Here is a 26,336-nt window from a genome sequence, read left to right as displayed (position 1 = left end):
TATCGCGGTGTTAACGCCTGGGTGCCTGTTGCTGTGTGAACAGACGCGGGCCGAACAGTATGCTCAAGTGGCATGGACATATTAATTCCAACGCTGAGAAGTTCATCAGAAGAAACCCAGGTTGGGTTGATCTGACGTCCCTGTCAGCAGGGCGCGATCAAGCAAGGTATTGAATTCCTCGCAACTAGTTTCGGGCAGTAGCACGCACGAGTGGCAGGCGGCTCGGTTCAGATTGTCGGTTCCGCTGGCGTCGGACTCAACGCAGAGAGGATCGGCGGAGCACCACGAGATTTGCTCGATGGCCGTGTGAATGGAGGTTGCGAGATTTCCCGATTCCACTTGGGCCACGATGCCGCCGAGGCTTCCGGCGGAGTCGCTCGTCGCTGTGTAGATGAGGAATCCGGACATCTCGTTCGACACGTAGAGTCGTTCACGCAGCGAAGCGGTGGGATAGCCCGAGTCGAGACTCCACTCATTGATGATTGAGTGGGCCAGCGTGTGGATCATCACCAGGCGTGGTGTGATCTCTTTGTCAGGGGTTAGGCCGAATCGAGCGAACCGCTCTCGGTATGCGGCGTCGATCGGAGCGACCCGTGCTTGAACCTCAGCTCGTGACTCCCAAGCAATCAGTCGAGTGGTGTCCAGACGCAGGAACACCCCTTCACCGATGACCTCGATCGCCGGGAGCCAGTCGGGGCGGTTCTCGGCCGTATAGAGCGCCGCCCGGCGGCTTGGGCTGTCCGCGCTCGGCGCCGCGAGGCGACTGAAGCCCTGAAGGACACGAACCTCGCGCAGCCGCTTGATCCGCATCACCTGGTCGATGCCATGTTCAGCCGCGACCTTGTCGTCAGGCCACGGCACGCAGACGAAGTCCTGCTTTCCGGGCTTCTCCTCAGTCGTCCTCGTCAGAGCCCGATATTCCTCCAGCTTCAGCGCCGGTTCGGAGCCGTCTGAGAGGCCTGCTTCGTCCTGACGCCGACGCTCAACCGCCTGAATGATCTCCTCCACGCTGTACAAGCGATGGTTCGTGAGGGCCAGCTCTTCGAGACGCTCGCGGAGGTCGGGAGCCTTCCGCAGAGACTTCCAATTGCGTTCGACGAGCTTCTGAACGCCTTCGGACCATGGAGGGATGGAGAGAGCGGATCGCACATCGGAGAACCAGACTCCGGATGCACCACGCTGCATCGCGCGGGGGAGTTCCTCGCAGTCCTCCTCGGACACGTCGCCCAGCCACGGACGCCTTCCCGTGCAAGAGGTTATGCCCTTCAGTGCGCCTTTACGGAGAGCGCCTTCCATGGTCACGGGACGAACTCCGCAGCTGCACGAGATCTCGATGTCGCCGAGCGACGCGCTGCGACCCGTCGCCTTGAGCTTCAGGTCATGATTGCGGCTCTCCCCACCTGCAGTGTTGGCGCCCTTATGGAGCCAGCGGAAATAGGGAAAGTCGTCGATGTGGCCAGCGGCACAGCAGACGACGAACCTGGAGGGAACCAGCTCCCGATCGCATTCCTTGCACTTGGCCGGGCTGCGGGTGGCGCCGAAGAACCTTGCCTTCGCCAGTCTGTTGCACCCAGGGCAGGACTGAACCTCCGGGAATCGAATGACGGGGACGTCGCCGTACTTGTCGCTGTCAGAGGCGGGGGGAAGCCGGAAGCATTGAACGCCGAGTTCCTTCTCTAGCCGACGCTCGTGGATGGTTTGATCGTAGGGACCCAGCTCAGACCACCGATCAAGTCCGGCGACCATGAATGATTCACTGCCTACTGCGATCAAGGAGCCCACCCCGTAGGTGGTGATCAGCTGGGCGCGGCGCACGCCTCCGATAGGCTTCCCCTTCACCTTGTTCCCCTGTCCAGGTAGATGGTGGATTCCACGTCGACATCGCGCAGACTCCACAGAGTCGCGAAGGAGTCCGCGATTTGATCATCAGACTCGTCCCAGCGGCCGGCGTCGACCAGCAGTCCAGGCTGTCGGTAGGTGCCGTAGATCAGGCCGGGGTTCGCTTCCGCGGCCTCATGCCACTGATGGATGATCTCGTCGATGTGCTTGGCCGTCATGTCCCGCTCGGACCGGCCCGCCACTCGCTCCACGCGATCCAAGATCTGTTGACAGACCTTGCGAAGATCGTCTTCGAAATCGGCAATGTACCCTGCGGCCTCCATCGGACGTGCCATGGGGATCAAGAGCCGGGCGAGGCCGACGATGGCCGCGTGCAGGCCACGATCGCGGGCCCGTGCGGAGAACGGCGTGACACTGGTGGCTTCCACCTGCCGATACAACGCCGAGTGATAGGCGGTGAAGTTCTCGTAGTGCGATCGATCCCTGGACCTGGCCGCGTTGAACAGGGTAACCACGAGTCCGGGCCACTTTCGGCCGACACGACTCGTTGCCTGGATGTACTCAGAAGTGGATTGGGGCTGGCCCATCATCACCATGAGGCCGAGACGATCGACGTCCACGCCAACGGAGATCATGTTGGTGGCGAGGATCACACCGAGTGCATCCGGGTACGGCGTGGCCATGTCCTGAAGGTGGCCAGGAATGGCGCTGGACGGCTCTCGACTCGTCAGTTCGATGTCGCGACCGATGCCCCGTCGCTTCTGGCCGAGCGTCTCACTCAGAAGATCGAGTCGATCATTGACGTCGTCCTGTACCTGGAGTTTCGCGCCCCCCAGGAGCCGCAGGCTGTTGAAGTACCCCAGAAGAGTCCAGTACGCGTCGCGTACAGCGTCGTCCCCTTCGATTGCCTGGGCATGGTGAAGAAGTGCCGCGTAGACCCGCACCATCAGGCTCGTCTGGCTGGTGGCTGGCGCCATCAGTCCCACATACCGCCTGTTTGCCTTCCGCATTGGCGGAGCCTCGACGGAGAAGTAGGAATCGCGCGCGTCCAGGCCTGGCGGTGGGAACTGTTCGACCTTGCGGTCGAACAGTGCGCGGCCTTGTTGTACGGCGCGACGAATCGTGGCCGTCGATGCCACAACCTTGGGACGGCGACCGATCAGATCGACGGCGGTCTCATACAGGCCGGCCAGGGTTCCCAACGGGCCCGAGATGAGGTGAAGCTCGTCCTGAATGATCAATTCAGGCGGCGGTTCGGCGCTCAAATGATTGAAGAGATTTCCGATCTCAGGCTTCCACGGAAGGCCGGCGAACTTGTCGGATGTCGCAATGATCAATGTCGGCCGGACGGCGTAGATGCTTTCGTCCACGACATGGATGGGTAGCCCGCGTGCGAAGTCACATTCGCTTGTCTCGCAGGCGATGACCACGCGATCGTCCGAGATCCTGTAGTTGTAGTGATCAAGCGCGGTCCCGCACCAGGGGCATGAGCGGATTTGAACGGGGTTCTCTTCCTGGACCTCTTCGTTCTTGGCCAACCTGCGTAGCGCACGCTTGGCCTCGTCCAAGGTGTTGGGCGTGGATCCGCGACCGACCCACATGCCGATGGACATCTCTGTTGGGCCGAGGCGTTCAGGTCGATCCAGCCGCAGTCGCTCCATGCAGCACATCAGCAGGGCCGCACGTTCGAACTGTTGGACCGTGAGAAGGCGGAGTGTATAGCGCATAAGAACAGTCACCCCGCCTCCGTTGAGCGGATCACGCAGACGCCTGAGGAAGGTAGCGAAGGCGATCAGGCCCAGGTATGCCTCGGTTTTTCCACCGCCTGTGGGGAACCACAGCACGTCGGCGATGTCGCGATCGTCTGACGTGTGGTCGGCTAGGCCTTGCAGCGAGAGAAGCATGAAGGCGATCTGGAACGGTCGCCAAACACCCACGGATTCATCGGGCGAGGTGGTCCCTCTCTCAGGGGACTTCAGCCACTCCGTCCGAGCGCGCTGCATGGCCATGGCCTGATTGGCCAGTCGGAACGCCTCCATGGGAGCGGGGTCCACCGAGTTCGCCAGGAGTTCGATCCCCGCTTCCATCCGGCCGCAGACTTGCTTGCACCGCTCCAGATGCTCCACGGCGGTCTTCTGCAGCCTGTCGTCGAAGATGCTCCGGGCCTGTTCCATTCTGTGTTCGATCCAGCGTCGATATCCTGACGTCAGACCCCGCAGCGCGGAGATGACCTCTGCGTCGGATGCCGTCGCGAGGCGATGCATCCCGAGACTGCCTGTATCGATCGTTGGATTGGAATCAGCCAATCGTAGATCGTGCGTAGGGACGAAGGTGGTGCGGATCCAGGCGGTGGACGGCTTGGCTGCCGTGTCATTGATGGCGATGTCCGAGGGCTCCCACTCCACTGCGCAGCCGTGGCCGGTGGCGAAGATCGGAGCATGGCGGTAGAGCAGACGGTACGAGTTGAGCTCCTCGTCCGAGTCTGCTGAGCCGAGCGAAGGACGCTCTACGAACGGGGATGAACCATTCGTTGCTCTTACCGTGATGCGGGGCTGGAAGAAGGCGGTCGCATCACGGTCGCCGCTGTTGGCGGACGCCTTGAACATATTGATCAGTGCCAGGGTGACAGCGGCTACTCCGTCCGCGTTGGCCTGGCGCACTCGTACGAACAGTCTCAAGTTGTCCATGAGTCGGATCGGTTCTGGCTGATCGGCCACGGAGACCTTGATACTTCGGGGTGGTATCGAGATGGGCTCACGTTGCCAGGCCTCCTCCACTACCGAACTGGTCCGATTGCGCCGGGCTTCGGCCGAAGCCGGTACATAGCAAGCCGCTTCCACCTCGACGACGATCGAGTCCGCCACGGTGGTGTCGACTGAGAACGTCATTCCCATGGATGACGGGTACCGGAGGTTGGCCATGGTGACGGCAGGGTCGGGGACGTCGGTCGGATGCCGGTTCTCGAGTTCTACGTCCGGGGCGTTGTCGTCGTCCACATTGTCGTCCGACTGAGGGAAGAGGATGCCTGCCGCGTACTTGGTGATCGGAGGGTCCACGATCACTTCCTCGGGTGACGATGGGCCGATCAGGTCACGCTCCAACCGTGCCACCAACTCGTCGCGAAACACATAGTGCTTGTCGAAGCTCACGCCTGCTCCCCAGCCCAATCGAAACGGCCCAGTCCTGTGATCCGCGGCCGCAGCCATACGCCCGACCATCCGAGACCGGCGTTGACGCCAGCGGCTTCGCGACCGATCACGGTCTCCACACTGTCTACTCGAAGCTCCGTGACGCCGAAGGGCAGCCTGCGATCACGTCCTGGAAGAAGCGTTCGTAGAGCCTTGGTGAAGGCATCGGTGGTCGCACCGATGCGCCGACCCCCATGTTCCAGTGCGTATATCGGGAGGTCCTCAGACGAGAAGCCCGGGACCTGAGCCAGTATGACGGGGTCTCCGCCCCGTACCGCTGTGGCCAGGTACTTCTGGATCTCTCGCGGGTCGTCTTGAAATCCGACGGTGCCGGCGGGGTCCTCGGCGTTCACGTCGTCGGGGCGGATCTCCATGCCGAGGCGGTGTCCCGCTCTGAAGCCGAGTTCGGCCCACCGTCCGTCGTGCAGCTGCTTGAGCTGCCCTGGAGACAGTTTCGTGACGGGCTTCACGTATATCAGCAGGTCACGGGGACGGGTCATCGCGACGTACAGCAGCCGCGCACGCTCGGCCTGCTCTATCGGATCGTCGTCCGGTGCCTCACCTGGGTCGACGACGATGACTTGCTCGAACTCGAGGCCTTTGACCCGATGGATGGTGGATACGGCGAGCGGCTCCGACGGCTGCTGAGTGAGCTCGTCGGGGAAATTTCCACGCGACAGCCTTCGACGGACGGCTGTGAGATCAAGCGTCTCGTCGCGCCGGTTCGGATCCATACGCCGAAGGAGGTCCCATGCTTCCTGGGGATCAACACCGGCTTTCTGCACGACCGTCAGGACGGAGTCCTTCGCCGGTTGCTTGGAATCGAGTTCGCGGAAGAGAGCACTAATCCACGCAGGGAGAACCTTGTCCTGGGCGGCACGCTGAAGACGATGCCTTACGCCAAGCTCATGAAGGCGCCTGGAAACCAGGAGGACTTCTTTGTTGCCTCGACACAGCAGCGCCGTGGGTGCTGTCATACGGGCCATGACCGGGGCAGCCTGGTCCAACGTGCCGAGTGAATCACCGGACAGGAGGACGGTTCTGAGGTCGCGCTGGATCTGAGCGAAGGGCGCGTTGACCTTGCCCAGCGCGGTGCCGAAGGAAAGTGCAGCCCTGGCTTCCGGTTCCCGGGCGCGGAAGTTGCCCTCGAGCGTGATTTCCACAAGATCGTCGGTGAAGCGCCTGCGCACGTCGTCATAGAGCCGGGCCGCGCCCGCCAGGCGTTCCTGCGGATCATCAAGTTGGAAGCCGTAGATCCCTTGTGCAGGATCGCCCAGGAGAGTGAAACCGTCGAGATCGGTACTGAGCAGGGCCTTGACCAGCTCAGCGCGGTCGCCGACAAGATCCTGCACCTCATCGACGACGAGATGACGTACGTCTCCGATCAACTCCGCGGTGTCTGGATCTTCCTTTATCAGTCGGGTGGCCTCCCGGATCCGTTGATCGAAGCCCTGCCGTTGCCATGGACCGTCCGGTGCAACCTCAGACAGTAGCCACGTCGCATAGGAGTCGAACGTCCGTACGTCGATTTGCGCAACGGTGGAACCGTATTCGATGAGGCGATCGCGGATCTCGCGGACGGCTGCACGGGAGAAGCTCAGGACCAAGATCTCGGCAGGTTCGAGGTCCTCTTCGTCGCTGAGAAATGCCAGGCGGCGGATCAACGAGAACGTCTTGCCCGTTCCAGCAGGAGCCGTTACCAGGAGGCAAGCAGTCGCGGGGGCTTTGACGACGCGTTGCTGCGCCGCCGTCAGCGTGGCCTGGCCTGTCATCGTCTCTTCCATAGGTACTCGAACTGGCGGAACGCGAGCTCCTCACCGTATTGGGCGATGTTGTCTGCGACATTAATGATGAGGCACTCCTCCTTGCCGCCGTTCAGAGGACCGCGAATACCCCGGCCGATCATCTGCTGGTAGACGTTGGGGCTGTACGTAGGTCGTGCGACAAGCACTGCCCGCGTAGCCGGGGCGTCAAATCCCTGGGACAGCACGTTGTAGTTGGCCAGCACTCGGATCTTGCCCTGGCGGAACTGCTCGATCACATGCCGGCGCTGACCAGGGTCGGTGTCACTCGACACCGTGGCGGCCGAGACCCCCTTGCGAGCAAGAAGTGCCGCCATGGTCTGGGCATGGTTGACGGACGTGGCGAAGAGCAGGATCGGCCAGTCGTCCGGCAAGCTGAGGATCTTGTCGATCAGAATTCGGTTACGAATGGTGTCATGACCGAGTCGCTCCTCCGCCGATGCCGGCAGGCGACGCAGTTGTGTGAGTGTGTCTCGCTCCCGTGTACTTAGATCGAGCCGCGCACCCGGCAGTTCTTCGTGTCTCACCCGGGCCAGCACGCCGAGCTCCTGCAGAGCGGCGTACGGGTCGCCGCCTAGGATGTCTGTGCCGTCCCGGTGATGATCGAGCCGATTCCCCCCATAACGAGCCACCAGACGGTTTGTCTCTTCCGCATTCGTTCCTCGGAAGGGCGTTGCGGTCAAGCCGACCAGAGGGCATCGCGATCGATGCGGCGTGAGACCGAGAGCGGCCAAGACCCGTGTGTACCGCGGACTGATCGAGGTGTGGGCCTCGTCCACGATGACGGCTTGAGCCTCGCGAAGCCACGCGTACCCGTCCGTCTCGATGACCTTCTCCAATTTGGCATCTGTGGCGATGACGAGGTGATGTCCCTCCTCGACAGGGTCTGCCTCGTTGGTGGCCCACAGTCTGCTGATGGTCAGCTGCCGGGCTGGGCCGGTGTGGCGCCATACCATCTGCCAGGTCTGGACCGCCTGCTCGCACAGCTCTTCTGTCTGTGCGACCCATAGCACCGGGACGGAGACGGCCTCAGACGGAAGCGCGCGCAGGCGGCGGATGATCGCCTCGACGGCGACTCGTGTCTTGCCCGCTCCGGTAGGCAGGCTGAGCATTCCTCGTTGTGAGGGCTTGCTCTGTAGGACCTCCAGAATTCGACCGACCATCGACTCTTGATACTCATGCAGAGCCGGGAAATCCACCGGGCCCTGCACAGTGAGCACTGGGTCGAGACCAGGCTGTCGAAACCCGGCATACTCGGCGGGAAGACCGAGATCGGCTACGAATGTTCGCGCCTGATGGTTACCGGTCATCTGGGTCGGTACAGGGAAGCCTCGATCCTCCAGTTCCTGACGGAACTCTCGCAGAATGCCAGAGCCGTACACCGCAAGTGCCAGCTCGGCAACGGTTCGGTCGTCAACAGGACCGTCCTCGGCCTCGACAGCGTCGACCAGACCGTACGGCAGTCGTTCCCGAAGCATGTCTCCACCGAGCATGGCCACTAGCTTGTCTCTGAGGTCCGGCAGCTCTCTGACCTTGACGACCTGCTGGTCTCGCTGGATGTCCGTACGGTGCTGGAGGACCTGCCGGCAGCGCTCCTCCGAGAGCCCTAGCTTGAGGAGTGCGTTCAGCTCTCGGAGCAGGTCAAGGTCATCGCCCTGGTCGCGCCAGTAGATCGTCTCGTCGCGTCGGCCGATCTCGACAGGCTCCGACGTCTGTCCCGCCGGTGTGCGGATGAGCTGCTCCAAAGCCTCACAGCGCAGCAGCTGCAGCCCGCGCAGCGGGCGTCCCGGTTCGAACTTCAGTTGGGGGAAGACGTCCTCGAGAGGGATCGGCTGGCTCGGGTAGCTTGCCCGGAGCTCGGTGATGTAGACCTCGTCGAACGTCTTCATTCCCCACTGGGACACAAGCTGGGCGACGTCGTCCGATCTAGGAACCAGCAGAGCGGCGACATCCCCTGCCATGAGACGTCGATACTGGCTTTGATCCGCGGTGGCGGCGGCGTTCGCCGGAGGACAGGTGATCCACTGCTCGCCCTGCTGGCAGCGGATCTTGGGTGGGGCGCTCAACTGGGTGACGGCCAGTGCGTAAAGCATGCCGAGCTCTACAGGCCTCTCGTTCTCGAGAGCCTGATTGAGGAGTGAGAGCCACAGCCCCCCTTTGATCTCCTCAAGGGTGTTTGCGAGCCCAAGGGCACGTGCAAGGCCAGGGTCGATGTCGGCGACCGGCAGGACGCGGGCATGGTCCCTCAAGCCAGGTCCGACGCAGTCCGCGATGCGACGAACTCCCATCGATGTGGCCAGTCGGCCGCGCTGGGCAATGGCCCAAACCAGCGGTGACTGAATGGACAGAGGAGCGTCATCGGGGCGAGTGAGTGCATAGACAGACCAGGTTGTGACCATTCCACTGGGCGGCAGGTTCTGGATGAACCTGGAGCGCGCCGCCGGCGAAAGACCGAACAGAAGCCCGAGGTGACCAGCAGGGTTCGCACCTGAGACCACGATCTTGCCATGCTGGGGCCTGCGATCACCGTGAGGAATGGACTTGTAGTACAGATCGATCATGCTCGATCGATACTCTTCGAACCATGCAGCCCGCGAGGGATCCACATCGGCGCTCGGGACGTCGGACATGCCCAACTGGCGCAACATGGCCATGTCATCATGGTGAAAATCCTCGTTCACCACGAATTCCCCGTCGTCGGGACTCCCTGAGGGAATGACCGCCCCAGGGAGCAAGCAGTCGTTCAGCCTCTTGTAGGCACCCGTGCGTGTACGCACCTTGAGATCCGTGATCACGCCTCGGCTGGTCAAGTGTTCGACGGCACGTTCGGCGCCTGTAGCCCGGGCAAGCAGCCACAGCCGGTCCCAGTCGGTTTCCCCGAAGTGGGCGAAACCGCCCGAGAGGGCCGCGGAGAAGCGGCCGAACGCGTCTGCTTCCCGGATACCGAGAATGTCGAGGAATCGAGAGGCGGCTGGGTCGCTCTCCAACTCCGGGTCAACATAGACGGTGCCCTCGGTGGAGGGATCCAGCGGCGAACGTCGGAAGACCTTACCCTCTTGGGGGAGAACCAGTTGTCCGTCTGTCGTGCGCAAGACTGCAGCCTTGAGCGCCTCGCTCTTGTAGGGGTGGTTCTCTGCAACCATCTCCGCCACGATGGACAGCGCAACGGCTGAGGCAGCAGTGGAACCGTCGGCGACCAGTGCCTCCAACCACTCCCGGACAGTGGCTGCTCTGCCCCCCGCCTCCTCGATCAGCATGTCCGCCCGGGCTCGACGAGTCGCCGTTCTCTCGACTGAAGGATGGCACCATGCGACAGGGCGCCCAGGAAAGGCGGCCCACCGCTCCACCCAAGTCATCCAGCGCCGACCGTCATCGGTTGCCGGAGCCCTCGGGTGGATCCTCATGTCACTGGGCTTCTGGAACACCCCTTCCTGATCAGGGAGCGAACGGTTGCCCGCTGCCTCGGCGCGGACCAGCTGGGTGAGCAGTTCGTCAGCCCAGTTACGAACCTCCCGACCTCGTGCAGTGATCAGCTCCAATGGCTTCGCAGGATCCTCTGATGTCGCGAGACCCGGCAAGGAGGCCACGATCAGACGCGCGGCGGCCTTCATCAGTTCCTGATTGAAGACGTTACCTTTGAGGATGTGTTGGCGGTCCTCATTGGTCTTCCATGCTGCATTAAGGACACCGCTCAAAGTAGTTTTGTACTCTGTCGGAAAGAAGGCCCAAAAGGTTCCCTCTCGCTGCCATCCGGAGTCCGGAACTGCCCAGGCGATCGGAACCGCGACACGATTTCGGTACTCGCCTGCATCCGCCCACGCCTCGTCGGACAGTGGGGAGGAGGTCTCGAAGACTGACCATTCCAAGGGCTCCGCATCGACGCCGTTCTCGACGAGTCGGAGCGAGCGGCGACTGCCCTCGCCCCCTACGATGATCTCCTTGCGATAAAGCTCGCCTCGGCGGTCTTCCAGGATGATGCGGCCGGCGTGCGGTGAGAACACTGCGAACACTTCCGGGAAGTCCCGCAGTTGCTTGGATAGATGGTCGGCGACGCGGCCGTTGCGTAGAGGAAGCTTGACCACGGTGCTGGCCCAGGTCATCAGCTCGTCCAGTGTCGCGTCCGACATGCGCTCATGCCCGGCGTCAAGTAGATGGGCGATACGGAGAACCGGTGTGGGGCCGGCGGTGGGAACGTGTTCCAGGATTCGGGCGCGGGCACGGCTCGCGGACCATCCGAAGGAGCCGCTGCGGCTGAAGAACTGCGGCTGATCTGAGACGCTCAGGACAGACTTGAAGCCCACACCGAACCGTCCGATCTCAGCACCACGCTTACCAGACAGGTGCGAGGCCAGAATGGTTCGAGCTCCCTCAGGAGTGACCGGATTGCCACGATTTGCGCAGTACAGCACATCCGCCGTCAGGACCACGTGAATCAGTCCGTCCGGGGTGGACCGTAGTTCATCGGCGCCGTTCTGGATCAGCTCGAAGAGCTGTCGGGTTCCGTAACCACCCTCCCGAACTGACGTCTCGATGTTCGCGTGCTCTTCGACCAGGGCGAGGTTGGCCACGTAGGAGTTGAGGCATGCCTCGGATTGGGTCAGGACAACCTTGGCTACCGGACTGTCCTCGCCCGCCCAATCGTCGCGACCAGCATGCAGGGCCTCGTTCGAACTGACCACCTTGATCTGCTCTCCTCGCAACCACGAACGGATGCTGATTTTGAGACGTTTATGCCAGAGAGGTACGACAAACTAGGCACTACTCCGCCGTCATGCCTCTAGGTTCGCCAGCCGGAAGTGGCCAGGTGGGATGTCCTCGGGGCTGTCGTCGTGGGACTGAATCAGCCACCCCTGATCGATCAGCTGCCGGACCTCCTGTCGCCATGTCGGTGTCTTGGCGACGCGTTCCAGCTGCTGAGGACTTGCCGGCCACGGGCTGATGTGGAGGAGGTATTCGATCAGTCGTTCCGCGGGGCTTGTGCCACCTACGGACTCGACCGTTGCTTCACTCGAAGCAACGGATTCCTCCAGTTGTGGAGCGTTCAGGCGGTACGGTGCCTCAGCCCCCGAGCCTAGGGTGTCGATTTCCCAGCCGAACGTACGAAGCTCACGGATGCGGCGCGCCCACGCCCGGATTGCCGCTACACCTTCCAGCTCTTGGGGTGAGACCTCCTTGCCTGGGTGGCTGCGGAAGTAGAGGAGGAGTGCTGTCCGGGCGCCGCCGATGACGTCTTGTCGCACTTCGGCGAGGGCATCTCGCGATTCCGCAAGGCAGACGCCGACCTTGGCAGCGGTGTCCAGCCAGTCAACGGGCCTCAAATTCTCGCGCTGTGTGTTCTGGACGATCGCCAGAGCGTTCTTGAGCGACTGTTCGAGCTTCTCCAACTGTTCCCCGTGGAGGTGCCGGGCGCTGCCGCTGGAGGAAGGTTCCATTTAGCTCCGAATGCCTTTCATCGCCTCATTCGACAACGGGGAATGCATGCTGACGTTTGGGCACGCTGACACAGACCCTCTAACAAAATCACACTCTGCCCCGTTGAAAAGGGTGCGTCTAGTTGTTGGTCACGTCTTCAGGCTCAGAGCACATCCAGACATGATTGTCGACTCGAAGCGAGTCGCCCACGCGAGCGTAGATGGTGTGTGGTCCAGATGTCAAGAAGAAGTGGGAAGAATCCCTCTTTGTCTTGGTGCTGTACCCATCGGCGCAAGAGGGGCCAAATCGGCACAAAAGGTATCTATGGGATGTTGTATAGCATGCTAAGGTTTGAGGTCATATATAGGCTTCCGCTTGCACCCAAGCTGTTTGTGTAGGATCCTTTTGCCTAGACTTCGGTGATCTCGGGACCGATGACGCGTTTCATGTGGAAGCAATCTATGTGCGTTGATGCCTGGTAGGGCGAAAGCCGAAGGTGTCAGGCAGTCGATTGCGAAGCGTGAGCCGTTGCGGTTCTGCTGGCGTGAAGGTGGTGGTGTTATGCGGTGAAGCATCGCAAGAGCAGGGCGTCGCTTTGACGGTCTGTGTCGGCATGGACGTCCCGACGGCTGTTTGCGCTTGCCTATGCGCCGTTGACCGCATGGCCTTGTCGAGCGTTGCATTTGATGGCGCTCAAGCGGTGTCGGGAAGTCGGTGCGGATAACGATGCGATGCGTTGACGTGGGGTCGGTGGAATTTATCGAGCGTCTTCCAGGGTTGCGATCTTGGGGGTCCTTGTCATGGTCATGCATCATCAGCAGCACGGCGATGGACGCGTGAACTTCGTCGTCATCTGGTAGAGGCGTGGTCGCGGGACTGGGGTTGCGCTACGGGCGAGGCTCGCGGTACATGGCACTTCCTGGTGTCCATGTCTCCTGCGCGATGTGGCGAATTAACTGATTCTCCGCATATGTGAGGATCGCCAATGATCAATTCCGGCGGTCCAGGTAGGCCTCGGCCAAGGGGTGGCTCTCACCTGCGTCGAAGCCGCCTCTCCGATCGACGAAGAAGTGGTGCTGCTCAGGATGCGGCGCCCCGAACCGAGAACGAGGTTCCCGATGGACGACAATTCCCCCAACGGTTCCGACAAGCTGCCCTCGCGGTGGGTGATGATTCTGTCCGTCAGCACTGCCGTGGGTATCGGCACCGGCCTCGTCGGCGGACTCATCGCCGGCGTGGGGCTGGGCTTTGTCTGTGCGGGATTTCTGCACACGGTGCTTCCCGGCGACAAACGCTGACGTTCATCCTTGACCGCCGCCGTGCCGGGAGTTCTCATTGGACTCGTTTACTGGCACGGCGACTGGTTCTGCACTTGCTGTCGGGCAGACGAAACTGAGTCGTCGGCTCCTAAGTGCTCGGAGCTCGTCTGACGGATATCAGACGAGCTCCACGTCTGCCTCGACAGCGCGGTCAAGGAATGGTGGTTCTGAAGCTGTAACGGATCTCCACGTCGTGAGGCTCTGCAACTGCTTCTCCGTGGGACGACTCCAACCAAATGCAGCACAAAGGATGTGCATGGCCAACCGCGGAGGGACAGCATTCCCGATCTGCTGACCCACGTCTGATCCAGACCAGGGGTAGTCGACGGGGAAGGTCTGAAGGCTGCCCGCTTCTGCGTGAGAGAAGCGTTCCAACTCGGTGCCGTCCAAAGAAACGACACGGTTGCGGCGGATCTTTCCGGTGACCGTGGCTGAGGGTTCCCATGAGGCACGACGGCCGCGAGCCTTGGGATCCCCGCCGGTGCCGTAGTTCGAGATCACGAGGAACGGTGACCGTCGGGTAAGAACATCTGCCATGGTTGTCCATTCCGCACGCGTCTGGTCGCCGGCCTCGCGCGGGACACCCTTCCGATAAGGCCGGTGCGTAGGTTCAGGCAGGCTCACCTTCTGATCGTCCTTGCGAGCGATCAGTACCGCTCTCTTGCGGGTCTGTGGAACGCCGTACTCCTCCGTTCGGAGGATGCCACAATCCACTTCATAACCTTCATCCTCCAGAGCCGCAGCGTAAGCCTCCCATACCGGAAGTACTGCGGGGACCTGCTCAAGTACGATCGCCCGATACGCGGTGCTCTTCTCGTCGTCGATTGCCTCAAGGGCCCAGCGGAGAGGTTCCAGCACCAAGCCGGTTCGCTCGTCCTCCAGCTTCGCAAGATCTCGATCGATCTCTTCTCGGTCCTCTCGGGCGACCAAACGCTTGACGAAGCGCAGTACTTCGTCGAGCGCCCTGCGGCCGGCTCCCGTGCCGGCGACAGTGAAGGTTTGACACGGTGGTCCACCCGCCAGTACATCCGCCTCAGGGAAGTCGGAAGGACCATAGCGGCGTACGTCGTCCTCCACTGTGGCAAGGCCAGCGGCGCGGCGCGTCATGCAAGCTGAGGCGTCCCATTCCACACCCACCGTCGCGACACCGAGCTTCTCCGCTGCCACGTCGAGTCCGCCGGGACCGGCGAACAAGTCAACAATCTTGACAGGGTGCACTTGATCTCCAGGGGTGTGTCGTTCGGGACGATGTTGCCATAGTTCCGGGATTGGTTGTCCCAGAGGGAGCAAGCTGGCCGGGACGCGCACACAGCGTACTGAGGGCCACCGACGGTATCAGGGGGCACGCCTGATACCAGTGGTCACAGACAGTGCGTTGTGTACATGGCTGGTGGTTTCGAATCTCAAGCGCGTTGTACGGGACGCCCGTCACATGGGTGCGCTCGGCCTCTCCACGAGGGCAGCTCAGTTCTCGTTACACAGTTGACCTGCACCTGGACGTGGTCGCCTTCGAGGTGTAAGACGGAGGGCCGGTGGTGGTTCGGTCGTCTCGGACAACCCTTGGTGTCACAGGGGTTGAGGACGAGATATAGCGTTCTTCTGTGGCCTCTATGCCTTTTCCTAGTTCGGTCGGTGTGTCGGCGCGGATGAGTAAGCAGCGTCGCAGAGACACCGCACCTGAGATCTCGGTACGGAAACTGCTGCACGCTCGTGGTTTGCGGTACCGGGTGGCGTGGCCGATACCCGGTATGAAGCGCCGGACGGTCGACATAGCCTTCACACGAGCGAAGGTTGCGGTCTTCATAGACGGGTGTTTCTGGCACTCCTGTCCAGAGCACGCCACACGCCCTGCCGCGAACGACACGTGGTGGTCCGAGAAGCTGGCGAAGAACATCGCCAGGGACGTTGTCACGAATGAGCACCTGCATCAGGCAGGATGGCGGGTCGTCCGTATCTGGGAGCACGAGGATCCGTCCGAGGCAGTCGATCGGATTGTCGAGGAGGTCACGCGTTCGCTTGCCGGGCCCTGACGCGTCTTGCACTCGATATTCGATTCTCGAGGTCGACGTTGAGGTGTGGCCGGGCAAGATGCCTGGGTCAGGCCTGGGGGCCTCCTTGCGACTCGGGTATGCCAGTCATCAGACGTGTGATCGTCTCGTTCGTCAACGCGCGACACAGGTCTCGGACCTGCTGGTCGGAGAGGGCCCGAACGTCCAGGAACGCCAGGTAGCGGCGCAGCCGGGCAGTGACGTCACGGATCACTGGTCTGCGGGGAGCGTTCGCGGCGAGTTCGGTGACTGCCCGGGCCATCTCCCGTACGAGACGAGGATCGCCGCCGATGCTGCGGCGTTCCAGAAGCTGATTGAGGTCGCTCTCGCTCAGCGCGGCCAGGATGTGCTCATGACCGGCGAACACCACGGCCTGCCACCACAACCGCGCCCACGTGTGCCGCGTGAGGTCTGTAGCGACCCATCGTTCCTTGTTGCCATGCCCGAAGCGCCACATGGTCACGTGAGGAAGGGCCACGAGGGAGAGGAAGGACCAGAGATCCCGGTTGCCGGCTTCCGCCCACGACAGGTCCAGCTGGCCACGGATCACTTTGGCCGCGTCCCGGTCGAAGGAGATCCGCGCATCGCTCCCGGCTGGCTCCGGAAAGCCGTACTCCACGGCAGACGCCGAGACCGCACCGATGAGCTCCCGTACTCGCTTCGCTGACACACGACCCCCGACGGGAGACCACGTCTGGTCCGGGTGGTTGTCTCGTGGGGCAGGAGGTCGCCCCGCGGCGACTTCGGCGTACACGGCTGCGCCTACGACGGCAGGGAGATGCGGCCACAGTTCGCTCACTGGAAGATCCGCCCCCTGCCGAGGTTTCTGACCGCACCCGAGATCTGAGTCCTGAGGTCCGCGAGGTCCACGGCCGACGGTGGGGTGACGACATGCAACGGCGACGCGGCGACGGTTCTCGCCAGGACATCGCCGACGGTGTCCGGCGGCCATTCCTCACGTTCCGCGAGTTCGGCGCTGAGGTGAAGTGCGAGTTCCAGCAGCAACGCGGCGACGCCCGCCTGGAGCTCGTCGAGCAGGGCCTGCTGTCGTCTGTCCTTGGCGCCACGGGCGACTGCTGTGCGCAATTCGCGGTCGCGTATGTTGATGAGCACGCGGAACGTTCCGTAGAAGGGTGCGGTCAGGTCCGTGCTCGTCTCGAGGTGCCAACTGGCGGTGGGGGAGAGCCGCGTGTGGGAGAAGTCGATCTCGTGCACCGGGAACATGGAGGACATGCTCTCCAGCACGACTCGCTGGACGTGCTCGGCAAGCACCGAGCCGGGGACTGCGGCCACCCCCGCTCCTCGCATGGCGGAGGGGTGGACGAGACTGATGGTGCTGCGGAGCGACAGGGTTCCGGACAGGCGTTGACCGACGAGCATCGTGTCCACCAAGGCCGTGCCGTTCGGGTCGAATTTCGCAGCCGGCGCGGCCTCCGTCATGTCGGTGGTCGAACTGGTCCACGAGACTGTCAGCGCGACGTCCGCGAGGTCGAGCCCTGTCTCCTTAACGAACCGTGCGATGTCGACCCGCACTCGTCGTGCTGCTCGCAGATCCGTGCCGGGATCCCACCCGTCGATCGTGTCCGGCAACGACCTCCACTCCTCTGCGTCCAGCAGGAACCATGGATCCCACATGACAGTGCCCGGACGCGGCACCAGATAGGGTCGGACGTCAGCTGGCATCGGACGTCACCTGGCTCACCCGGAAGCGTACGACGGCGTCAGGCACGTGTGTGGCGTAGACGTACCAGTCCGATTCCTCTCCAGCAGGTATTCGTACGGTCCTTCCTGACTCGACGCGTCCGGCAGCTGATTGCCATTGCATAATTTGCGGCACGGCGGCACCGAGTGGGGGCTCGCTCTCGCAGCCGCCCCCTTCCACCACGACCTCCACGTCCGCGGACAGGACTCTTGTGACGTCCGCTGCAGGGACCTTGACAGCGGCGACCAGGTACGGTTTTCCCTCACGTACCTGCAACTCTGGGCTTCCGTGCAACCGGGGCCTTCCCCCTGGCCGCGGTGACGAGCCGCCTCCGTAGCCGCCACCACCGCCCCCGGAGCCGTTTCCGCCGTTGGTGCCGCTTCCTCCAATTCCTTCTCCACCGGCGTTGTCGTTGTCCGATTCACCGTCCTTCGGCCGCGCGCTCAACCGTGCAGGGACGATGCCGGCGAGCAGCGCCGACAGTTGTCCCAATCTTTGGCCTCCTGAGCCGCCGGTCTGGGGTCCGAGTCCGAGTCGTTCGTCCAGCTGTTTCTGGACGAAGGTGCGCGCTCCCTGGATGACCCCTCGTGCGGTTCCGGTCAGGCCCTTGGAGATCCAGTCGTCGTGCGTGGGTGGTTCGGCGGACGCGAACAGTGCGTCGGCATCCTCGGACGCCTTGAACACGCCACCGTAGGCCAGGCGGGGGTCGGAGTGGGGCGGACCGGGGAGGTAGTCCACCACGAGCTCGGCGATGCGCATACGGGCGACGTGATGGGACGGGCCCTCGAACGGCTTCGCCGCCGCGATGAGTAAGCGGGCGCTCGCACTGTCGGCGACCCCAAGGGCCATTGCGAAGGTACCTGCGTGCTTGGGTGGGACTGTACGCGAAAAGACGACTCCGTCACTTGCCCTGACCTGGCGCAGAGCCTCCACGAAGGGGGCCAGCTCGTCGAAGGTGTCGGGTTCGGGAACAGGGACGTCCGAACCATTGACGCCCACGACGAAACGCATGTGTGGCCCGTGCTCGTTCGGGACCATTTTCGGCCACAGATTCCACAGTACCGAGGACGCGATGAAGTTGGCGGCCTCCTCGGGAGTGCGGTCACGTGCGGTCGACTCGAACCCCACGGTCCCCAGGTCGGCGGCCAGGACGACGATGTCCGTGCCGGTGCGGCCGTCGTCGAAACCCGGTAGCTTCAGGGTTTTCGAGATCGCATCCGCCTGTGCGTCGAGGACCGGGTCCGGTACGTCGTCCGCTGCCACAAGCCCCCACCAGTGACGGCCGGTGAAACGGCGCTCGCCGAGGTACCAACTGTGTCCGAGTGCGGCACCCATCAGTCGACGAGCAGTGGGATCGCCCGTGGCGGTGCAGGTGTCCACGAGGATCGCGCCGGCCCGACTGAGTTGGTAGAAGATGCCCTTCCCAAACCCGTACGTTCCGCCGCCGAACTGGTTGTCGCGAGGTTCTCCGACGTTCCGGATGAACTGTACGAAGTCCGGTGTCTCCTCGCCGTGCGCCCGCTCACCGGCCCGAAGGGGACCGCCCAGCCCGCTGGTGTTCCGGTCAGAGACCACCAGCACGACGGCCTCAGGTCGCAGAGCATTGTCGAGGTCGACGTTCGACGCGCTCAGCGGTCCGGGCAACAGCAATTCACGCCAGGTATCGACATCGTCGCCAAGCACACGGACATCGACGCGGAACTCCACCACACCATCGGGAAGGTGCGCGTCCCAGCTGTTCTGCGCCGCCTCACGTACCAGGACGGTCAACGGATCGAGCGCGGGTCGTCCCAACTGCTTGACGATGCCCTCCGCTGCGGCAGAGCCCTCCGGCGCGAACGGTTGTGACCACCAACGAATGCTCAACGGACGGCCTCCTCTGCGATCTCGGCGAGCGATGCCCCGGAGCTGAACGGAAGTACGGCGGCGAGGTCGAGCTTGTAACTGAGGTCTGTGACGCCCTCCGAAAGTGAGCCCGCGACGAGGGACGACGGGACGACGCGAGGTATGTCGGGGTCGACCACGATCCTGAGTACCTCCTCGATCGCGAACGTGTCCAGGTCTGGTCGATCCGGCTGGTCCGACCATCCGGCCGCCGAGAGCCGTGTACGGAGGTCCGTCCGCGACGCCACTGCGCTGCGGAGCTGCTCGACGAGGTCGCTCACAGTCGGCCCGTCCGGGTCTTCCACCACGCGCAGAAGAATGAGGTCCAACGGCCGTCCGTCGTGGCTGTTCAACTGCTCCAAGCCGTGGACGACGATGTTGTCGCCCGCAGCGCTCAGCCCTTTCACCTCGAGGCACCGGGCGGCGGCCTCGAAGTCGTGCGGCTCGTACAGCGGTCCCCGCCACGCACTCACAGGGAACCCAGGATCCGCCTCCACGAGGGACGAGAGCACGGTGAGTTCCGCGAAGAGACCCAGTTTGGCCTGACGCGACAGCCCACGAAGCAGACTGCTCCGGAAGAGCCGCCGCCACCGCGCGATGGCATCTACCGCCGTCAACGCCGGTCGCCGCGCGCTTGCCACGGCCTCCAACACGTCGGTCACCACCTCGTCGAACTCAGGGAAGAGGTCCGACTCGGCACACGACACGTCCACGTACGCGACCGTAGAACCTCCGAAGCCGAGCTTGCGGATCACCGTCCCGAGCACCGCCGGTTTGGGATCGACGGACACGGCCTCGTCACCCGTGGGAACGAGAAGGTGACGAGTGCCCGTGCCGTCGATCGCCACGCGGCACGGCTCCGCATGGCACACCACTTCCAGCGGGAAGGACGCGAGCTCCGTCGCCCGCGGCCGTGTCAGGACCGCCCATGCACGCTCCAGCATGGTCGATTCGATCCCCGTCACGCCATGTCCTCGGTGTCGACGCCGAGTGCCTCGTCGACGTTCTCGCTCTCGACATCGGTGAGGTCCACCGCGACGTGGGTGGCCCGGATGCTCTTGGTCCGGACGTCCCCGGGAAAGATGATGCCCAGGCCTACCACCGCCTGTGCTGCGCCGAGCGCGGTACGCAGCGGGCCTGCCGGGTTGGCGTCCTGTTGCGGGTGGACGGGCCGGCTCGTCGGTTCGATCAAGTAGAGGACCACCAGCCCGCGGTCGTGACAGACCGGGTGGTTGTTGCGCAGCGCGACGAGTTCGCTCTCGCTCTTCGCCCTTGCTTGTGCGGCCGTCAGACCGAGGTCGAGCGCACGATCCTGCTTGCTCATCAGCGTCTTGATGTCAGCCCGCTCGGCGTGGCCGTCGATCAGACGGGACCGGATCGAGTACTTGATGTCCAGGCCGCCCAGTGCTGCGCCCCCGCCCTCACCGGTGACGACGGCGACGGACCACATCGCCAGGCTCGGCGGGTCGCTCGTGAGCTGTCGGTCGATGTACTTGACCATGAGCGCCGGCTCCAGATCCGGCGATTCCTCGTGCACCTGGTACCGGGAGAGGAAGGTCTTCACGAGCGATACGGGGACATCCCGGATCAACCGGGCGGCGCCCAAGTCCTCGACCTGACCGTGTCGCACCGCCTCCTGGACCAGGTTCTCCGCGGCCTGGCGGTTGCTGTCCAGCCACTCGGTATCCCGGTGCCTGAAGTACCGGGTCTGCAACCGACGCCCGGCGTAGGAGATGAAAGCTGGCTGGGCGGCGCCCATCTTTGCCGTGATCCGCAGCGACGGGTGCGTCCGTATACGCACCGCCACTTGGGACGGCGTCAAGTTCTCCCGCTGATAGCGGTCGATGTCGTCCCGCATCTCGTGCTCGACGGTCGCGAGGTGACGGAAGGCGGCGGCGAGGCTCGGCGTCATCCAGATCCTGGGAAGATCCTCGTACCCGGTTCTGTATCCGAACCAGCGGCCCATCTGGAGCAGGGTGTCGTACGCCGTCGCCCCTCGGACGAAAAAGCTGACGACGAGTCCCTCCAGCGTCAGCCCTCGGGAGAGGGTGTTCCCGCCCACGGCGATGGCGACCACGGAGGGGTCTGAGTAGTCGAGCCGGTCCTGGCTCCGGTAGTTGTCGAGGATGATCCGCGTGGTGGAGATGACCTCCTTCAAATGTGGCAGCACGTCGTCGAACGTGTTCTGCGTCCGATCGAAGTCCTCGGCGGGCACCCGTGACGACTCCTTCTCCCACAAGTTCCGCCACTCGTCGAGGATCTCGGGACGCCCGGAGCCGAGGCCGGCGGCGTCCTCTTTCCGCAGCTTCTTCAGGGGCGTCTGGTAGCTCTCATGAACCGCGATCTTGACGGAAGTGTGGATGAGCATCGTGCTGTGGCCGCTGTCGCCACGCGCCCGACGAGCGGCTGTGGCCAGCCAGAACCAGCGGACGGCCGTCACCAGCTCATCGATCATGGTGGGGGCGAATCCGTCCGCAGGCTCCTTACTGCTTGGACGCAACAGGGGGACGTCGTCCTCGGCGACCAGTCGGACCATGTCATAGCCGTCCGGCGGCCCTTGATCGTCGGCCGCCTCCCATTCGACGGCATCCCGGCCGAAGATCTTCTCGGGGCCGAAGTAGCCGTCGGGACGCGGCAGGTTGAGGATGAAGGACTTCGGATAGAGGTCGTCCTGGGTGGGATCCACGAAGACGTTGGCGAAAGGCGTTGCTGTGTATCCGACATACGTGCACCGTGGCATCAAGCTCAAGAGCTTCCGGATGAGCGGGTTGATCCGACCCGTGGCCACCGACGCTTGGTCCGCCTCGTCATCGATGATCAGGACCGGTGCCGACGCGAGCGCTTTTCGACTGTTGGCCGTGTCCAACCACTTGATGAGCTTGTTCAGCACGGCGGCGTTCTTCTTGACGACCGCCAGGACCGTCTTCTCGTCGCTGAGCGCAGCCGACGCCTCGTGGGTCTGCTCCACGAAATCGCGGGCTTCTCCCGTCAGCGTCATCCAACGGTCGGGATTGAGGTCTTTCAGATACTGGTCCAGACGCACCTGCGTCTGGCGGCGAAGTCCGTTGTGGATGCCGGAGAGCACGATGACGAGGCGGTATCGCACGTCTCCCAACTTCGCGATGACGGCGGTGAAGTTGGTGGTCTTTCCGCTCTGCACGTAACCCACCACCAGACCCTTCGCATCCCACGTGGAACGGTCCGGCCGGGGAGTGTGGGCCACGACGGTGCTGGACGAGTGGTCCACGGAGGTTATCCGCTCGTCCGGCCACTCTTCGGCCTTGAACTGGTCCTTCAGCGCCAACCAGTAGCGGTCGGACTCTCCTGGCCCGCTGTACCAGTCGTCCGATCCGGCCGTGATGATCGGCGGACCGCCGGCCTGCACCTTTGCCTTGTCGGCCTCGAACTGACACCGGAACTTGTCGACGACCTCTTCGGGCAGCGAGTCCGAGAAGCTGGCCGTGGCCGCATCGATGCCGTGTCGCCTGGCCCAGTCCGCGAAGACGGTGTACAGGCCCAAGATGCATCACCCTTTTCCTTGTCCTGGGGAAGAAATTTAGCTGAGAAGAGCAAAGACGACCAGAATTCTCGATGGGGAGCGCCTTGAACGATGCAGTTTGTGTCGAAAGATCCCGTACCGACTGCGGCCAGCTGAAGTGGTCGTATGTAACAACGGTGCCGGGGGACGCTGGGCTATACCGTCCGCATCCACCGGCAGGTCTTGGGGCCGGAGCCGGCATGCCCGGGTAACCTGCCGGTGCTGTGAGCGAGGGCAAGGAGCACGAAACAGCGTGGGATCGTAAGAGGCGTTGTTGTACCGTGCGTCGACTGCGTGCAGCACTCAGCGAAGATCCACCATCTCAGCCAGTTGGCAGAAGCGCCGAACCGTCGAGTCGACAGGCCCGAGGAGCGGAAGCGCCGTGGCGTGACAGCTCATATGCGTGCCGAGCTAGAAGAGAAGGATTTCTTCAGAGAACGAACAAGATCACCCCGAGTGCATCCCTGAGGCTGGCGATGAGGGTGCCGCGTCATCAGACAGCATGCAGACCCGTAGGGCAGGTTCTTCAATGGCAGCGGCCTCAAAATCATCACGCCGCGTTGCTCCACGGGTCTAAGCGTGTGAGAGATGATCCAAGATCATTTTCTCGGCATTGTTGGATAAGCGGGACAAAGCTGCTGAACTGGTGCGAATTTATAGCATTAATTGATCATTTGACGGTGATTGTCGGAGCGAATATCAACTAGGGACACGCCAGTCAGTCGCACGTGGCACTCTATAGCCATGAGTTCTCCGGCCCCCCAGCGCAGGTCTCGGCAGCCGAAGGCGCCAACCGTCAAGCGCAGTATCTACTTCTACCGAATCGATGCTGGTGCTGACGAGACAGGCATCCCGAGGAACATCGCTGCCGAGCTCGACGCGGGACTCAAAGCGATCGACGATCTTCCCTTCGAGTCCGACAGCCGCCGCTACATGAGTCAGGCGGACGGCAGTAGCTTGTGTGCCTGGGTAGATGACGCGGTAGGAGAGATCGCTAAGGTTCGGCTCGGAACAATTCGAAAGAACGCGCTCCCGCAGTCCGAGCTCGGAGGGATCCTCCGTAACCTAGCTCTTACCGATGAAGAAGGGCTGTGTGAAACATCCCATATGTGCCTGTTCCCTAACGGTATCGTTGGCGTGGAGCACAATTTTTACGGCCCTCGTGCTAAGCGGCTGGCTGCATATATGATCTACGCCCTGTCCGGATCTTGTCCCCCATTTGCCCTTGAGGCGCTCCTCAACCATGATGTCGCCCAGCAACTTGAAGGGCTCAAGTCTGTTCGAAAGCTGACCTTGCGTGTCCGCAAGTCGTATACGCAGAGCATCTCGGATGCAAATGAGTCACTCGGCAGGGCACTCGACGCTGCGGCTGGGAAGCGATGCCGCTGTCATTGGACTCATACTCCAGCCGGAACCGTATAAGAGAGTCGACCTCAGGTCAGACTTGCTTCACTTCTTGCAGAGGCTTACTCGCAAGAAGGATCTCCGCGAGCATGTGCACGAACTGAAAGCGACTATTGTGGATGGCGAGACTGGCAAGGCCGACGAAATCAACCTTCTCGAAGATCAGCTCATCGCCAAGAGGACGATCCTCCGACTAACTCACCGGTCCAGGGTCTTGAACAGGGAGGATGCTTACCGGCAGATCGTGCGCGCCTACGAAGAGTTGCGCGAAGATCTTTTGTCGGCCTCGTCCGCTAGTGTGGCCTCAAAGGGTTCAGATAAATCCCCCTAAGAGGTGTGACTGATGGTGCGGAGGCGACTCCCCCCGTTCGCCAAAGAGCTTCTAGCGTTCGCCGTCGTCTCGCTAATACTCTACAAGCTGTCCCTGAATCCAATATTTAACGAGCCGGTCCAAGCTGTATTGGCAAACCGTCGCAAGGAAATATATGCTGCAGTCCTTGGGCTGCACGGCACACTTCTCGGCTTCATCATCGCTGCCATCACCGTCGCACTAACATTTGTCAGCTCCCCCAGGTTTCAAATGTTGCGCAGCACAGAGCAATGGCCTCGCCTGTTCAATTCTTATACTAGAAGTATGAGATGGGCTGCTGTGGCAACGCTCCTGTCACTTGCTGGACTTCTGATCGATAGTGATGCAAGTCCCAATCGGCTCGCAGCAATCCTGTGTGCATGCGCGGTAATGCTCGCGGTCTTGACCAATACGCACATGCTATGGGTCACCCATAAAGTGGTAAAAGTAGTTATCTCGGCGAGGCCCCGCATGGCTGGCGAGTGATGCTTGCGAGTGCTGTCCTGAATGTTGCCGGTCCGTGCCCCGCCGTACGGCACGTGCCCGCGACCGAGCTGGCAAGCGTAGGAGTCTGATGCAGGACATCACCGTCAGATATAGGTATCTGCCCGGTAGGGCCTTCGCTGGCGTAACCGGACTGCTGCTCGTTAGCCAGCCTGTTTCTCCGGCGTGACCTGCGGCACGGTAGCTGGCCTGTGCCCGCTCAAAACGGACGAGCGTCCCGTCTGGCACCCGTTCAGGTGCTCCCGCGATCTGCTCATCCCGCTGATCGGCCTGGGGTCCCACACCGCCTGAGATCCTGATGGGCACGTCCAAGCCGTGGCACTCGTGCTGATCGCGGCCGGATGGATCGTGGTTAACACTGTCGCGGCCGCCCCGAGCCGACCATGACCCGGTGACTCGCCCCAGGAGGCCCGGCAGGCGACTCGCCCGGATGTCAGGTGTGCGGGTTGTCTCGCGACCGATGGGCCGAGCTCGGCTGTGCTGGCGCTGTCCAGTGCACGGATCGGCAGCAAGGCAATCTGGTGCGAACGTCCCAGATGTGCCTCTCCTTCATGAGTGGTTGATTGTGCGTGTCTCGGCGGTGGAGAGCGTGGTGGTGAGGCATCCCGGCATTTTCGCCATGGCAATAGCCTTCGTAGAGCCGACGAGGTCACCGGCGACAAAGTATCCCATGTTCACCAGCAGTACCCGTGCGTACACTCGGCTGGATGTTTCATTGGCCTGATCCCTGTAGGCGAATGGTCGCAGTTTGCTCGCTGATGTCGCCTCTACTTTGATCGCTGCAGCCGCGCTTCGGTCAAAGGCGAACTAGATTCGCTTACCGTCACTGGCGACTCTAGCAGGAATCACCCCTGCCTCGGCCCTGCCGCCGGATGCAAGGATCTAATCACTTCGTCTTTGCGCCGCGTTGGAGTGAGGACCATGATGTCCTGCAGGAAAGTCGATCGAGCGTAGTCTGGTCACGGCGTAGAGAGGATCAGCATGTCTATCTGCATTCAATTCGATGGCCGCGGTTCCGAACAGGAGCTGCGCTCCCTCCGTGAGTGGCTGATCGATGACCCGGAGATGCGAAGGCATGCGAAGATCCGACTGGGCGGTGCTCCCGTCGAAGACGGGGAGATGGGCTCCGCACTGGAAGTGATCGAACTGATCACGAACAGTGGTTTTCAGGCGATTACCTTTGCGCTCGCCTATGTCTCCTGGCGTTCCACCCGCCCGGCAAAGCCGTCCGCCACCATCGAGCACAACGGCATGAAGATCGTCCTATCGGATGGCGATCCTGAGACGGTCGAGAAGATCGTTCGCATGCTCGAATCAGATCGATCATGAGTATGGTTCCAGATCCTC

At 62.5% G+C, this 26,336-nt stretch carries 16 protein-coding genes; 5 read left to right on the top strand and 11 right to left on the bottom strand.

Annotated elements, in window-relative coordinates; all coding sequences use genetic code 11:
- Positions 1-105: 105 nt before the first annotated feature.
- From drmB to HD596_RS08890, 5 genes are all read right to left on the bottom strand, one after another.
- Positions 106-1,815, bottom strand: a complete 1,710-nt coding sequence (drmB, locus tag HD596_RS08910; RefSeq protein ID WP_221519239.1) for an MrfA Zn-binding domain-containing protein — start codon at positions 1,813-1,815, stop codon at positions 106-108.
- Between the two features lie 20 nt (positions 1,816-1,835).
- Positions 1,836-4,988, bottom strand: coding sequence for a helicase-related protein (locus HD596_RS08905; protein ID WP_313043324.1), 3,153 nt, complete (start codon positions 4,986-4,988; stop codon positions 1,836-1,838).
- Entirely contained in the window at positions 4,985-6,811 is a 1,827-nt protein-coding gene (locus HD596_RS08900; protein WP_185068804.1) for a UvrD-helicase domain-containing protein, read from the bottom strand. Before HD596_RS08900 ends, HD596_RS08905 begins: the two co-directional genes overlap by 4 nt.
- The gene (locus HD596_RS08895) at positions 6,796-11,529 is read right to left on the bottom strand and encodes a DEAD/DEAH box helicase (protein ID WP_185068803.1); all 4,734 of its coding nucleotides are present in this window, start codon (positions 11,527-11,529) and stop codon (positions 6,796-6,798) included. The genes HD596_RS08900 and HD596_RS08895 overlap by 16 nt, the downstream gene beginning before the upstream one ends.
- Positions 11,530-11,598: 69 nt before the next feature.
- Positions 11,599-12,213 carry a KpnI family restriction enzyme N-terminal domain-containing protein gene (locus HD596_RS08890; protein WP_185068802.1) on the bottom strand — a complete coding sequence of 205 codons (615 nt, stop codon included), beginning with the start codon at positions 12,211-12,213 and terminating at the stop codon, positions 11,599-11,601.
- 1,146 nt (positions 12,214-13,359) lie between these two features.
- Between HD596_RS08890 and HD596_RS08885 the strand changes: the two genes are divergently transcribed.
- Positions 13,360-13,539 (top strand): hypothetical protein, encoded by a 180-nt coding sequence (locus tag HD596_RS08885; protein ID WP_185068801.1) that lies wholly within the window; start codon positions 13,360-13,362, stop codon positions 13,537-13,539.
- A gap of 138 nt (positions 13,540-13,677) precedes the next feature.
- Here HD596_RS08885 and HD596_RS08880 read toward each other — a convergent pair whose 3' ends face one another.
- Entirely contained in the window at positions 13,678-14,778 is a 1,101-nt protein-coding gene (locus tag HD596_RS08880) for a DNA cytosine methyltransferase (RefSeq protein ID WP_185068800.1), read from the bottom strand.
- 392 nt (positions 14,779-15,170) lie between these two features.
- Between HD596_RS08880 and HD596_RS08875 the strand changes: the two genes are divergently transcribed.
- Complete coding sequence (locus tag HD596_RS08875) at positions 15,171-15,590, top strand: very short patch repair endonuclease (RefSeq protein WP_185078363.1); 420 nt, start codon at positions 15,171-15,173, stop codon at positions 15,588-15,590.
- A 67-nt stretch (positions 15,591-15,657) separates the two neighbouring features.
- Here HD596_RS08875 and HD596_RS63635 read toward each other — a convergent pair whose 3' ends face one another.
- The 5 genes from HD596_RS63635 to HD596_RS08850 all read right to left on the bottom strand — a co-directional run bounded on the left by HD596_RS63635 (position 15,658) and on the right by HD596_RS08850 (position 22,714).
- Positions 15,658-16,362 carry a DUF6339 family protein gene (locus HD596_RS63635; protein ID WP_512699268.1) on the bottom strand — a complete coding sequence of 235 codons (705 nt, stop codon included), beginning with the start codon at positions 16,360-16,362 and terminating at the stop codon, positions 15,658-15,660.
- Positions 16,363-16,403: 41 nt separating this feature from the next.
- Positions 16,404-17,198, bottom strand: a complete 795-nt coding sequence (locus HD596_RS08865) for a hypothetical protein (protein WP_185068798.1) — start codon at positions 17,196-17,198, stop codon at positions 16,404-16,406.
- An 82-nt stretch (positions 17,199-17,280) separates the two neighbouring features.
- Positions 17,281-19,176 (bottom strand): hypothetical protein, encoded by a 1,896-nt coding sequence (locus HD596_RS08860; RefSeq protein ID WP_185068797.1) that lies wholly within the window; start codon positions 19,174-19,176, stop codon positions 17,281-17,283.
- On the bottom strand, positions 19,173-20,159 hold the full coding sequence (locus HD596_RS08855; protein ID WP_185068796.1) for a PD-(D/E)XK motif protein: 987 nt from the start codon (positions 20,157-20,159) through the stop codon (positions 19,173-19,175). The genes HD596_RS08860 and HD596_RS08855 overlap by 4 nt, the downstream gene beginning before the upstream one ends.
- Positions 20,156-22,714, bottom strand: coding sequence for a Z1 domain-containing protein (locus HD596_RS08850; RefSeq protein WP_185068795.1), 2,559 nt, complete (start codon positions 22,712-22,714; stop codon positions 20,156-20,158). Before HD596_RS08850 ends, HD596_RS08855 begins: the two co-directional genes overlap by 4 nt.
- A 762-nt stretch (positions 22,715-23,476) precedes the next feature.
- Between HD596_RS08850 and HD596_RS08845 the strand changes: the two genes are divergently transcribed.
- From HD596_RS08845 to HD596_RS08835, 3 genes are all read left to right on the top strand, one after another.
- Complete coding sequence (locus HD596_RS08845; RefSeq protein WP_185068794.1) at positions 23,477-24,154, top strand: hypothetical protein; 678 nt, start codon at positions 23,477-23,479, stop codon at positions 24,152-24,154.
- A gap of 73 nt (positions 24,155-24,227) precedes the next feature.
- Positions 24,228-24,467: a hypothetical protein gene (locus tag HD596_RS08840; RefSeq protein ID WP_185068793.1), complete on the top strand. Its 240-nt coding sequence runs from the start codon at positions 24,228-24,230 to the stop codon at positions 24,465-24,467.
- A gap of 1,503 nt (positions 24,468-25,970) precedes the next feature.
- The gene (locus HD596_RS08835) at positions 25,971-26,318 is read left to right on the top strand and encodes an effector-associated constant component EACC1 (RefSeq protein WP_185068792.1); all 348 of its coding nucleotides are present in this window, start codon (positions 25,971-25,973) and stop codon (positions 26,316-26,318) included.
- Positions 26,319-26,336: the final 18 nt, after the last annotated feature.

This window comes from Nonomuraea jabiensis (assembly GCF_014204795.1).
GTDB classification, from domain to species: domain Bacteria; phylum Actinomycetota; class Actinomycetes; order Streptosporangiales; family Streptosporangiaceae; genus Nonomuraea; species Nonomuraea jabiensis.
Note: the sequence above shows the minus strand (reverse complement) of the source record. Positions and strands in the feature narration are given on the sequence as shown.